This window comes from Idiomarina sp. OXR-189, from assembly GCF_034373425.1.
GTDB classification, from domain to species: domain Bacteria; phylum Pseudomonadota; class Gammaproteobacteria; order Enterobacterales; family Alteromonadaceae; genus Idiomarina; species Idiomarina zobellii.
Map to the genome: position 1 here is coordinate 2203827 of NZ_CP139706.1, position 12284 is coordinate 2216110.

The 12284-nt window shown below is 48.4% G+C and carries 10 protein-coding genes; 7 read left to right on the top strand and 3 right to left on the bottom strand.

Annotation, left to right across the window (positions count from 1 at the left end):
• Positions 1-78 precede the first annotated feature (78 nt).
• Genes rapA through UM402_RS10860 form a run of 3 tightly spaced genes read left to right on the top strand, consistent with a single transcriptional unit; the run spans position 79 to position 4241 of the window.
• Positions 79-2739, top strand: a complete 2661-nt coding sequence (rapA, locus tag UM402_RS10850; protein ID WP_058577047.1) for an RNA polymerase-associated protein RapA — start codon at positions 79-81, stop codon at positions 2737-2739.
• Positions 2739-3395 (top strand): pseudouridine synthase, encoded by a 657-nt coding sequence (locus UM402_RS10855; protein ID WP_053953900.1) that lies wholly within the window; start codon positions 2739-2741, stop codon positions 3393-3395. The genes rapA and UM402_RS10855 overlap by 1 nt, the downstream gene beginning before the upstream one ends.
• A gap of 54 nt (positions 3396-3449) precedes the next feature.
• Complete coding sequence (locus UM402_RS10860) at positions 3450-4241, top strand: DUF3530 family protein (RefSeq protein WP_058577048.1); 792 nt, start codon at positions 3450-3452, stop codon at positions 4239-4241.
• A 6-nt stretch (positions 4242-4247) separates the two neighbouring features.
• Here the strand turns inward: UM402_RS10860 and djlA are convergent, their stop codons facing one another.
• From djlA to UM402_RS10875, 3 genes are read right to left on the bottom strand one after another with little or no spacing between them, the layout of a single operon-like run.
• Positions 4248-5084, bottom strand: a complete 837-nt coding sequence (gene djlA, locus UM402_RS10865; RefSeq protein WP_058577049.1) for a co-chaperone DjlA — start codon at positions 5082-5084, stop codon at positions 4248-4250.
• Positions 5081-5758: an N-acetylmuramate alpha-1-phosphate uridylyltransferase MurU gene (gene murU / locus UM402_RS10870; protein ID WP_058577050.1), complete on the bottom strand. Its 678-nt coding sequence runs from the start codon at positions 5756-5758 to the stop codon at positions 5081-5083. The genes djlA and murU overlap by 4 nt, the downstream gene beginning before the upstream one ends.
• Positions 5755-6756: an aminoglycoside phosphotransferase family protein gene (locus UM402_RS10875; protein ID WP_058577051.1), complete on the bottom strand. Its 1002-nt coding sequence runs from the start codon at positions 6754-6756 to the stop codon at positions 5755-5757. Before UM402_RS10875 ends, murU begins: the two co-directional genes overlap by 4 nt.
• 125 nt (positions 6757-6881) lie before the next feature.
• On the opposite strand from UM402_RS10875, the gene UM402_RS10880 reads away from it, so the two are divergent.
• Genes UM402_RS10880 through rsmA form a run of 4 tightly spaced genes read left to right on the top strand, consistent with a single transcriptional unit; the run spans position 6882 to position 12283 of the window.
• Positions 6882-9173: an LPS-assembly protein LptD gene (locus UM402_RS10880; RefSeq protein ID WP_058577052.1), complete on the top strand. Its 2292-nt coding sequence runs from the start codon at positions 6882-6884 to the stop codon at positions 9171-9173.
• Positions 9174-9184: 11 nt separating this feature from the next.
• Complete coding sequence (surA, locus tag UM402_RS10885) at positions 9185-10483, top strand: peptidylprolyl isomerase SurA (RefSeq protein ID WP_058577053.1); 1299 nt, start codon at positions 9185-9187, stop codon at positions 10481-10483.
• Positions 10480-11472: a 4-hydroxythreonine-4-phosphate dehydrogenase PdxA gene (gene pdxA, locus UM402_RS10890; protein WP_053953893.1), complete on the top strand. Its 993-nt coding sequence runs from the start codon at positions 10480-10482 to the stop codon at positions 11470-11472. The genes surA and pdxA overlap by 4 nt, the downstream gene beginning before the upstream one ends.
• Positions 11465-12283 (top strand): 16S rRNA (adenine(1518)-N(6)/adenine(1519)-N(6))-dimethyltransferase RsmA, encoded by an 819-nt coding sequence (gene rsmA, locus UM402_RS10895; RefSeq protein ID WP_053953892.1) that lies wholly within the window; start codon positions 11465-11467, stop codon positions 12281-12283. The genes pdxA and rsmA overlap by 8 nt, the downstream gene beginning before the upstream one ends.
• Position 12284 lies beyond the last annotated feature (1 nt).

The window sequence follows — 12284 nt, forward strand, 5'->3', positions numbered from 1 at the left end:
GAGAAAATTTTTTCTCGGAATTTTTCGGTGAATTCAGTACCATTGCCGCCCTTAAATAAAGCGATTGGGAGTTCTGCAGTGAGTGAATTTAGAGTCGGCCAACGGTATCTCAGTGAAACTGAAACGGAAATGGGGCTTGGCCTTATCACACAAGCAGAGGGACGCCACATAACCGTTATGTTTCCTGCCAACGGTGAAGTGCGCTTATATGCCGCACAAGAGGCGCCTTTAGCCCGTTACCTATTGCAGGAAGGACAGCAAGGGAAACACGCCGAGGGCTGGACTTTTATTATTGAGGAGCTGTCTGAAGCGGCAGGCATTGTCACTTACCACGGCACACGCGAGGACACCCAGGAAACAGTCACGGTTCCTGAACCACAGTTGTCGTACCAAATTGACAACAACCCAGCGCTGACCCGTTTACTGGCGGGACAAGCCGACCGCTTAGATATGTACCAATTACGCTGCGAAGCGAATCAGCATTTGGCTGCGTATCAAAACAGCGAAGTCGCCGGACTTTTGGGTGTGCGCACGCACTTACTGCCACATCAGTTATATATTGCAAAAACAGTGGCTGACCGCTACCACCCACGCGTTCTTTTAGCCGACGAAGTAGGCTTAGGTAAAACTATTGAAGCTGGCATGATCATAAAGCGCCGACTGATGACCGACCGCTCCAGTCGAGTTCTGATAGTGGTGCCTGAATCGCTCATGCATCAATGGCTCATCGAACTGCGTCGCCGCTTAGCTTTAAGCTTCACTCTGTTTGACGAAGAGCGTTGTGAGCAAGCCTCGGAAGATACAGGAAACCCGTTTCTCACTGAGCAGCATATTATTGTCAGTAGTGACTTTATTAAAGAGCCGAAATGGCAAAGTGCTTTGTCGGACGCTGATTTCGACTTACTCGTCATTGACGAAGCCCACCACTTACAACCCGACGCTGACGAGTTTGCGCAAGTCAAAGCACTGTGTGAATCCATTCCCGGACTATTGCTGTTAACAGCAACGCCTGAGCAGGAAGGTTCGGAAGGACACTTCCTGCGTTTGCAACTGCTGGACCCTGATCGTTTTAATGACTACGAAGCCTTTTTAAAAGAGCAAGAGCATTACAAAGAGCTCGCCGAACAAGCAGAATCAATTACCGATAGCGAGAAACTCGATGCGCTTCTCGATAAATACGGTACCGGCCGAGTCATGTTCCGAAATCGTCGTGCAGACATTGGCGGCTTTCCCGAGCGCCGATTCCATCCCATAGAACTGCCTGAGTTTACGCCAGAAGAGGGTATGCCCTGGTGGATGGATGATCCACGAGTCGACTGGCTCATTAACCACCTTAAAGAGAATCGCAATACTAAAGCGCTCCTCATTTGTAAAACTGCTGAGCAGGTACTCGACTTATCGGAAGCATTGCGCGTTTTAGCCGGGGTTCAGGCGGCCACCTTCCATGAAGGCATGACACTGACTGAACGTGACCGTTCCGCAGCATTCTTTGCAAGTGAAGAAGACGGCAGCCCAGTGTTATTATGCTCTGAAATTGGCAGCGAAGGCCGTAACTTTCAGTTTGTTAGCGAACTGATTTTATTCGATTTGCCAACCAACCCCGATTTACTCGAGCAGCGCATTGGCCGTTTAGACCGAATTGGTCAGCAAAATACGATTGATATCTATCTGCCTTATACTTCAGGTTCAAGCGAATCCATTTTGCTGCCGTGGTATGAACAAGGCATGAATGCCTTCCGCCAGTGTAATGCCATTGGTCGTAAACTTTACGACGCCTTTGGCACCTTCATTGAAGCGGCACTTCAAAAACGTCAACCCTTGTCCGACGACATTATTCAGCAAACTCAAGAGTTGAGTGATGCATGGCGTGAACTTAATAAGCAGGGTCATGACAAACTGCAGGCAATGAACGCCTGCCGCCCCGAGCAGGCCGAGCGCATTATCGGGAATATTGAAACAGACTCAGACGTCGATACCGTCGCGGACTTTATGCTCGCATTTTGGGACCGCTTTGGTGTTAACAACGAAGTTCTGGACGAGAACCGTTGGTTTATTCGCGCCAGCGAACACATGCGTATTCCTGGACTCCCCGGCCTGCCAGAAGATGGCATCACGGTTACTTTCAACCGGGTAACAGCACTTAACTTTGAAGACGTAGACTTTCTTAGCTGGGATCATCCGATGGTTCAGGCCGCGTTAGAACTGCTGTCCACCGACGACTTTGGCAGTACGTGCGTTGCTCAAATGAAAAACACCGCCATTCCGGCAGGCAGTTGGTTTCTCGAACTGGACTTCACCAATACAGTAACGGCTCCTGCTAAAACCGCGGCTCAGGAATTTTGTCCGCAAGGTAACCTGCGTTTGTTACTCGACAGTCAGGGCCGAGAACTGTCGGATAAAGTCTCACGGGAGCTACTTGATCAGCAAGCCAGCTTTCTCGACAAAAAAACCGCTCGTCAAATTTTGAAGCAGTTACGAGGCCCGGCTCAAGATCTGATACACGGAGCCCAGGACCAAGCTCGCAGTTGGCAAGAACGGTTGGTTAAGGCGCAGCAAGAAAAAATCAGTGAGACACTGCAACGCGAGCTCAAGCGTCTGGAAGCATTAAAGGACGTGAACCCATCCGTTCGTGAGTCAGAAATTGAGGCTCTCAAAGAGCGCCAAGCCACTTTGTTGGCGGCAACCGAGCAGCCGCAACTGTCGCTAACGGCTATTCGCATATTGGTGAATAATCACTAATGGCCCTTTTGCATTATCGACCACCGTTAGAGCCTTACCTAAAAGTTATTTACGAGGACTCTGAATTGCTGGTGGTTGATAAGCCAGGGGGCTTGCTCAGTGTGCCTGGTAAGCATATTGAGCATCGCGACTCTGTATATACCAGGGCACAGCGTGTGTTACCCGATATTCGAGTTGTTCACCGACTCGACATGGCAACCTCGGGGGTCATTTTGCTGGCAAAAACTCGCCATGCTCAAAGCCATATTAGCCGTCAATTTCAGCAGCGCGTGACTAAAAAGACGTACATTGCTGACGTGTGGAGCCGCTTACCAGCGCAACAAGGCGTTGTTGAACTCCCGCTGTCGTGTGACTGGCCGAACCGCCCTCGCCAACACATGGACTTCTTCACCGGCAAAGACAGCACCACGGGTTACCGCGTGTTAGCAACTAATGAAAACTATTCACGGGTTGAGCTCTACCCGCATACCGGACGTTCACACCAGCTTCGCGTGCACATGCAGGCGTTAGGTTGCCCCATTTTGGGGGACAAGTTTTACGCACACACTGACGCCTTTAACATGACTGAGCGATTACACTTACACGCTCATTCATTAACGATTGCCCACCCTCTCACCGAGCAAGCCGTTACTTTCACAAGCCCACTGCCTTTTTAGTTTTTTACGCTTTTTTATTATCAAGTTCCGTTCCCTAAAGCCGATATTACGACTATGAAACGTCATTTTCTTATCGCCTTTTTGCTGTTTTTCGTCACTGCTCCTGTGTTGAATGCACAGGACGATTTGCAGCGTTACCTTCCCGAAGACCAGCTTCATTGGTTAACGGACGGTGACGCTGCACGCTTTTTAGTGCTAAAAAAAGAATATTTACAGGCGTTTGAGAGTGGACAAATGACGCTTATTCCCGACTGGCATTATCATCCGCTGCAGTCATTTTATGTCAGTTATTTGTATAACGTCGCACCGGACTTTGGCTGGACCACCTGGGCGTTGACACCACCGGATAACACCATTCGTACAGACAACCTGCAAACGCCCGCTACAAGCACGCATTTTCCACAGCAAGCCGATGACAGTGTATTTGAGCCTTTAGTTGCTGCGCTTGAAAACCGCATAGCGCTATTGCAGGACGAAACCCTAAGCCGGCCTGGATTTGCCGTTTGGGTTGTAGAGGGAATAACCGCCGATATTACGTTGCGGTTACTCGAAAAAACGTCCTCAATGATGCCCGATGCATTGGTGATAGTGAATGCTTACATTCCTCAGTATCATTTCAACAAGGCGCTGTCGGAACGAATCGCTAAGTCGCCGCTGCCTATTCTGGATATTCGAACTGCCGAGAGTAATCACTGGCTCGACGCTCAGTGGACGTTACGAAAAAAACTCGCCACCAAATACCAACACGTTTCTTACCGTCAGCGAAAACTACTCAGTTCCGGTAACTCAGGACAAACAGAGCTGCGCTCTACCGTAAAAGGCTGGCTCGAATTCCACGGTTATTAACCACAACTACCGAATGTTTCGGTGCTCTTTCACCTGTTCATACGCCGCCTGAATGTCACGAGCTTTTTGCTGCGCCTGCTTCATCACCTCTTCCGGAAGCCCTTGTGAAGCCAGCTTGTCCGGATGGTGTCGCGCCATCAACTTCCGGTACGCCTTTTTAATTTCCGCATTGCTGTTTTTTTCAGTGACACCCAATATTTGGTAAGCGTCTTCTAAATCACTTTTCGTCGACGACTGGCGTCCACCGCTGCCGGCGTGACTGCGCTGACGCTGTTGATGAAAGCGAAACGCCGCTTTTTCCATCATTAGCCACTGATCGAGCTGAAAACGCGTAAAACCTAAGGCTTTCGCCACGTCCACCAAGACTTCATGCTCAGCTTTTTCAAGCACGCCATCGTTCAGCGCCAGGCCAATTAATTGCTCCATGAACAGCTGAAGAACATCTCGATTGCCGTAAAACGACGCACTAAAATCTTTCATCACTTGTTGCAATGGAAAAGTGGGTTCTTTGCCTTCACGAAAAGCATCTTGCGCTTCTTTGGTGGCATCTGTTCCCAGTTTTAATTGCTGCATTAAATACTGCGCTTGTGCAATGTCACGCTCAGTCACTCGCCCTTTCGCTTTGGCCACATGCCCCATCACCGCAAATAGGGTATAAATAAAGTTTGCATCCCCCACCGCTTTTTCAGCACCGTATAAGAAGCGTCCCCAGGCACCCCGCTTGGAAAAATCCTGCGCCATACCACGGTCAAACCAATGACCAACCAACGCCCCAAAAATAGCCCCGGGCCACTTCATAAAAGCGAAACCGGCTAACGCACCTATTACCTTTCCCCAAATCATCGATACTTCCTTACTTGTTGATTCAGTTGCTCAAGCCGCTCCGGTGTGCCTACATCTGTCCAAAGGCCTTTCATTACAGAGGCAAGGACGTTTTGTTCTGATATGGCTTTTTCAAAAAACGGTTTTAACGGAAGTTTGCCCTCAGGGTATGGCTGCAGTAACTCTTTTCGATACAAGCCAATACCCGCAAAGGTTTTTGACTCACCTAGCGGCTTTTCAACTAAGCAGCCGTCGACAACACCAAAGTCACCGTCAGGATTATGCGGTGGGTTATCAACCATCAGCAAATGCGCCAGCTTATCATCGGGTAGGCTTTTCGGCAGCTCAGAGTAATCCCAGTCCGTCCAAATATCCCCGTTAATGACCCAGAAAGGATCATCTCCGAGCAGCGGTAGCGCTTGAATAATACCGCCGGCGGTTTCAAGTCCGCCCTCGGGCTCCGGAGAGAATGACACCTGAAGCTGCCAGTCAGAGCCGTCTCCAACAAAGTGTTCAATTTGCTCACCTTTCCAGGCATGGTTAATAACCACTTCAGTCACTCCTGCCTTTGCGAGCTTTTCTAAGTGGAAAGCCAATAAGGGCTTTCCGGCGACAGGCAGCAGGGGTTTTGGCTGGTTATCGGTCAGTGGACGCATACGTTGCCCGCGACCTGCAGCTAAAATCATTGCTTTCATTGCTGCTCCCACGCCGGCAACACACGCTCATTGAGCCAGGCGTTATATTCTTTCAGCTCACTGTATCGCTGGCTTACGCGTTCTAAATAACCCAAGGTTCTGGGCACGTCCTGCAGGTACCCTGGCTTTTTGTCGCGATGTGCCAGTCGTGCAAAAATGCCTGCCGCTTTGGTATGCCGCTGCATGCCCATTAAGTCAAACCACTGTTGCCACTGGGCTAAGCCAGTCTGTGCTGCTAATCGGTTCGTTTCTATTAAATGTTGGCGCAAACGATCACTCAACTCATCAACCAATGCATCTGGCCACTCGATGTAGCAGTCGCGCAACAGCGACGCAGCGTCATAAGTAATAGGGCCCACCACTGCATCCTGAAAGTCGATAATGCCAATACGGTCATCGCTCAGCAGCATTAAGTTTCTGGAATGATAGTCGCGATGCACGCCAACCTGGGGTTGCGACAATGCATTACTGATCATTTTGTCGCAAAAGTCCTTCCAAATACGTTCATCTTCAGGCTGCCAGCTTATGGTTAAATGAGTTCCCAATAACCAGTCTTTGAACAACCCTAACTCACGTTCCAACAGCGCTTTATCAAACTTGGGCAAGTCCCCTTTTCGGGTGTTGGTGACATCCATAATATTAGGTAATGCAGCAAGGGCTTGCTCATAAAATTGACGGGCATTGCGCGCGTGAAGCTTACTCAGTAACAAAATTTGGCCAAAATCTGACTGCAGCATAAAGCCATGTTCAGTGTCAGCCGCAATCACTTCCGGTACAGTAACGCCAGCATCACGGTACGCTTCAGCAACCGCCAAAAAAGGTTCCATAGGCTCTTTATCTGGAGGACAGTCAACCGCAATAAGGCTCTCACGGCCGTTAGTCGCTCTAAAATAACGACGAAAACTGGCATCTCCCGACACCACTTCCAGGGTAGGTTGTGTTACTCCGGTTTGCGACTCACACCAGGCTTGCAGAGCCAGCTCTCGCTTATCTTCCAAAATGTCCTCCAGAAATATGCTTTATGTGCCTAAACTTGCAGTGTATCAAATAGCGAAACAAACAAAATTGCTTTATTATATTGCCCTTTACGCAGATACAATAACGCTAACAACAACCAAAACGGATGACTCATTTGTTACTTAGGCTTACCACAGTAACGTCGCTACTGGCTGTCCTGCTTTTAACGCTTTCAGGTTTGGCATCAGCAGCGCCGCAAAATTCAGTATCCCAACCTATGGTATGCCAGGCAGTGCCTGTTGAGAGCATCGCCGATAAGTCCGTGCGCCTGCAAGCAACAAAGGCTGGCGAGATAGGCGTTGAGTCTAAGTCGACTCGTATTCTATCCAATGACAAAGCTTACTTTGAAGGTAATGTCATTATTCAGCGCAATGGCCAGTGGCTGTCAACTCAAGCGGCAACCCTTGATCAGCAAAAAGGTCAAATTGAAGCCAGCAATGGTATTAATTTCAGCGATGGCTACTTGAGCGTCAGTGGTGAATCGCTGTTTCTGGATTTAAACAGCAACGAAGCCCGACTTTACTCCAGCGACTATCGACTGGAGAACGTCAACGCTCGGGGACACGCCGAGCTGCTGTCCTTGTCACAGCAACAAGTGCTTCTGCAAGACTCCAGCTTCACCACCTGCCCCGGCGACACGCCAGCCTGGCAATTAAGAGCAGAGCGCATTGAAATAGACGAGAACAGCGACTTCGGTGAAGCCTGGCATGCCCGTTTCGAACTCTTTGACGTACCCATTCTTTATTTGCCGTACTTCAACTTCCCAATAAGCGACGCCCGTAAAACCGGCTTTTTGTATCCAACCTTTGACTCGTCATCTAATAACGGCTTTGAAGTTGAAGTTCCTTATTACTTCAATATTGCACCAAACATGGATGCCACAGTAGCGCCGATTTATATGTCTGAGCGCGGCACCATGCTGACCGGGGAGTATCGTTATTTATTTGATGAAAGCGTTGGCCAGCTAAACCTTGAATATTTAAATAATGACAAAGCTATTGCCACCGAAGACAGTCGTTACCTTTGGCATGTTCAACATAAAACCCAGTTTAACGATAAGTTGAGCTTGTACCTGGACGGCACGCAAATAAGTGATGATAACTATTTAAATGATTTTGGCAGCGACTTTGCCGGGCGCGCTGACACCCACTTATACCGAGTAGCTCAACTTGATTACATCAATGAAAACTGGACGGCTCAGGTTCGAACGGAAGATTACGAGATTTTGGGCGACTACTTAAGCCCATTCCGAACGCTGCCGCAAATAAGCCTGAACTATCAGCAAAATAAGTTTACCGGTTTTAGCACCAACCTTTACACTGAACTCACTTATTTCCAGAATCAAGACAGGGCGAGTAATTACGCGACGCGAGCTCATATCGAGCCCAGCTTCAAGTACCGCTATGAAAAACCAGCTTTTGACGCAGAAGCTGAACTGTCTTACTTATTTACTCGCTACCAGCAACAAAGCGACGACATCCGGCTAGACGAAGATGTCACCCGGACATTGCCCAGAGCGCGGCTGCAGGCTCAACTGCATTTAGAGAGAAGCACCAGCGATGGCTATCGTCAAACCTTGTCGCCGCAAATTCAGTACTTATATGTACCTTATGAAAATCAGCAGAACATCGGTATTTATGACACAGCTCTTTTGCAGGATGACTATTACGGTTTATTTCGCAGCCGTCGTTTTTCTGGGCTAGACCGCATTGCCGAAGCCAACCAGATAACTTACGGCCTAACCACAAGCCTCTTTACAGATAATGAGCGCGAAGTATTACGAGCCAGCCTCGGGCAAATATATAACATTGAAGACAGCCGCACAGCACTGTTAATTGAAGAAACGGAAGAGCCTACCTTCACCTCCAGTAACAGTGAATGGGTGGCGGATATCAACTGGGCTATGACTGACGAGTGGTCACTGAAAAGCTCCATTCAATACGATACGGAACTTAACAGCACTCGTAAGAGTCAGACCGCACTGGAGTACCGGAAAAACAGCGGTAATTTGGTGCAGGTGAGTCATCGTAAGGCCACCAACATTCTTAACAACGATATTGAGCAAGTGGGTACTCAGGCCGTATTTGCCGCCAGTAAACAATGGCAAGTCGCCGCCAATGTGTTTTATGACTTAACACACGACCGGGTAAATGATGCTATGGTAGGCATTCAATACAGCAATTGTTGCTGGGCTGTTCGCGTCAGCGCTTACCGACGCATTAATCGTGACCTTGAACCTGCATTTAACAATGCGACAATCAACGCTGATACCGAGTTTGACAATGGTATTAGCATACAATTTATTATTAGCGGTTTAGCCTCTGACAACCGGGGGCTGATAGATATGCTTGAGAAAAGTACGTACGGTTATCGCCGTCCTTTTTATCTCAGTAACTAGTGGTAGGTAGAATGAAAAAATTGGTAGCTTTTTTTGCAACGGCAATGCTTCTGGCGACGCCTTTGCTGGTCAGTAATACAACTCACGCACAACAACTTCTGGACCGGGTTGTTGTGGTTGTTGATGATGGCGTTGTATTACAAAGCCAAATTGATCAACTGGTGCAACAAGTAAAAGCCGGTAACAACTTCAACTCTGCGAACGCACCTTCTGACGAAGTGTTGGAAACTCAGGCTATAGAGCGACTTATTTTGCAGGAAATTCAACTGCAAATGGCTGATAGAATGGGCATTGAGGTTAATGACTCTCAACTGGAGCAAGCCATTAACGGTATTGCGCAAGAGCAGAACCTGAGCATTGATGAGCTCCGCCAAAAAATGGCTGACAATGGTATTAGTTGGGCAAGCTACCGTGAGAACGTTCGTAATGAAATTACCATCCAGCAAGTTCAGCGCGCAGCCGTTCAACAACGTGTTTCTATTACGCCTCAGGAAATTAATAACCTGGTCAAGCTAATAGACAGTAACCAAAGCACTCAAACCGAATACCGCTTAGGGCAAATTCTTATTGCTGCAGACTCTAATTCATCGCAAAGTGAGCTGGAAAAAGCGAAAGATCGTGCTGACACCGTCCTTCGTTTACTGGACGAAGGCAGCGACTTTTCTGACTTAGCAATTCGCTCCTCTTCAGGCTCTGCCGCATTAGATGGCGGTGACATGGGCTGGATGACAATTAACAGCATGCCAACCTTGTTCGCAGAAGCGGTGGATGGAAAACCTGCTGGTGAAGTGGTTGGCCCTATTCGCAGTGGTGTTGGTTTCCATATTCTGAAAGTTCAGGACAAACGCGGCGAGCAAACCGTTGAAGTCGAAGAAGTGAAAGCTCGACACATTCTTATTCAGCCATCAGTAATTTTATCGGACAATAAAGCAAAAGAAATGCTAAACACATTCCGCGAACAAATTGCTGCCGGCGAGAAAACCTTTGACGAATTAGCCAAAGAGCATTCGTCAGACCCGGGTTCTGCATCACGCGGTGGTGACCTAGGCTGGGCTCGTCCTGACAAGTACGCGCCTGAGTTTAAAGAGAAAGTAGAAACCATTGCTGCAAATACCATTAGTGAACCCTTTAAGACTCAGTTCGGTTGGCACATTGTCGAAGTGACAGACAGACGCACAACCGACGCAACGGACGAAAGCAAACAAGAGCGTGCTTACCAAATGTTGTTTAGTCGTAAGTTCCGTGAAGAGTTGGACAACTGGCAGCAGGAAATGCGCGATCAAGCTTACATAAGACGGGTTGCTGAGTGAGTTACCCAACCCTGATATTTACTCCGGGCGAGCCCGCTGGTATTGGCCCGGATTTAATTTTAAAAGTGGCGCAGCAGCCCTTAGAGGCTGCTGTTGTCGTTTGTGCTGACAAAAATATGTTACGGGAAAGGGCAGAGCTTCTGAACTTGCCGGTGACGTTCCATAAGTACGAAAAGGGGCAAAAAGTGCCTAAGCACGAAGCCGGGCACTTATGGGTAGAGCATTTGCCGGTTTGTGAGCCAGTAACAGCGGGTGAACTTACCGTCGCCAATGGCCATTACGTTGTTGATTGCTTAAAGCGCGCCTCAGACGGCAACCTAGCCGGAGAGTTCGACGCTATAGTGACAGGTCCCGTGCATAAAGGCGTCATTAATCAGGCCGGCGTCGCGTTTTCCGGGCACACCGAGTTTTTAGCTCACGAGGCCGACTGTAATGACGTTGTCATGATGTTGGCAACCGAGGGGTTACGCGTTGCATTAGTCACCACTCACATACCTTTGGCGTACGTTTCCAAAGCAATTACCAAAGAACGCTTAACCAATATTTTGACGATTTTGCACAACGACTTGACCAACAAGTTTGGAGAAGTTCAACCTAAAATTTTAGTGTGCGGTTTGAACCCCCATGCGGGTGAATCCGGACATTTAGGTCATGAGGAAATTGATACCATTGCGCCAGTCATCGAAACACTCAATGCTGGCGGCATGAACTTACATGGCCCGTACCCGGCTGATACCATCTTTCAGCCCAAATATTTGGACGACGCCAGTGCTGTTGTCGCCATGTACCATGACCAGGGACTGCCAGTCTTAAAATACAAAGGCTTTGGGCAAGCGGTCAATATTACACTCGGTCTGCCCTACATTAGAACATCGGTTGACCATGGTACGGCACTCGACTTAGCGGGTACCGGCAATATAAACGACGGTAGCTGCCGCTTGGCAATACAAACCGCTATTGATATGGCAAACGCAAGTTATTATGAGTAAACACCACAATCATTCCCAGACCCACCTGGGTCACCGCGCTCGTAAGCGCTTCGGTCAAAACTTTTTGAATGACGATGGCATTATCGAAGAAATTGTTGATGCCATTAACCCTGAACCGGGCGAAAACTTAATTGAAATTGGTCCCGGTTTAGCTGCATTAACCGAGCCAGTGGCCGATCGCAGCGGTCATTTGAAAGTTGTCGAAATTGACCGTGACTTGGTTGAACGCTTGCGTACGCACCCGTTTTTAAACCAAAAGCTCGACGTAATAGAAGCCGATGCACTTAAGACTGACTTTCGCCAATTTGCCGCGGAAAAGCCAGTTCGTGTGTTCGGTAACTTACCTTACAATATATCCACGCCGTTGATTTTTCATTTACTGTCATTCGCAGACAGCATTGAAGATATGCACTTTATGCTGCAAAAAGAAGTCGTCGACCGTTTAGCGGCACAACCTGGCTCAAAAAACTATGGTCGCATTAGCGTTGGTGTACAACAGGCTTGTGAAGTGACGCCGGTTGTTTACGTGCCACCATCAGCATTTACACCGCCACCCAAGGTAGAGTCAGCCGTAGTACGTTTAACGCCGTATAAAGACAGCCCGTACCCGGTTAAAGACCGCAAACAGCTACACAGTTTGTGTTTGACAGCTTTTAATCAACGTCGTAAAACAATAAGAAATAACCTTAAGGGGCTAATACCCGCTGAACAGTTAGAGTCTCTGGGTATTGACCCTTCAGCAAGACCAGAAACGCTATCCGTTGAGGATTATTGCAAGCTTTCAGATTGGTTAACTGAGCAGGCTGAGTAAT

Coding starts and splice junctions, on each gene's coding strand:
- UM402_RS10855 (WP_053953900.1), top strand. CDS start 2,739: ATGGCCCTTTTGCATTATCGACCACCGTTAGAGCCTTACCTAAAAGTT.
- UM402_RS10860 (WP_058577048.1), top strand. CDS start 3,450: ATGAAACGTCATTTTCTTATCGCCTTTTTGCTGTTTTTCGTCACTGCT.
- djlA (WP_058577049.1), bottom strand. CDS start 5,084: ATGATTTGGGGAAAGGTAATAGGTGCGTTAGCCGGTTTCGCTTTTATG.
- murU (WP_058577050.1), bottom strand. CDS start 5,758: ATGAAAGCAATGATTTTAGCTGCAGGTCGCGGGCAACGTATGCGTCCA.
- UM402_RS10880 (WP_058577052.1), top strand. CDS start 6,882: ATGACTCATTTGTTACTTAGGCTTACCACAGTAACGTCGCTACTGGCT.
- surA (WP_058577053.1), top strand. CDS start 9,185: ATGAAAAAATTGGTAGCTTTTTTTGCAACGGCAATGCTTCTGGCGACG.
- rsmA (WP_053953892.1), top strand. CDS start 11,465: ATGAGTAAACACCACAATCATTCCCAGACCCACCTGGGTCACCGCGCT.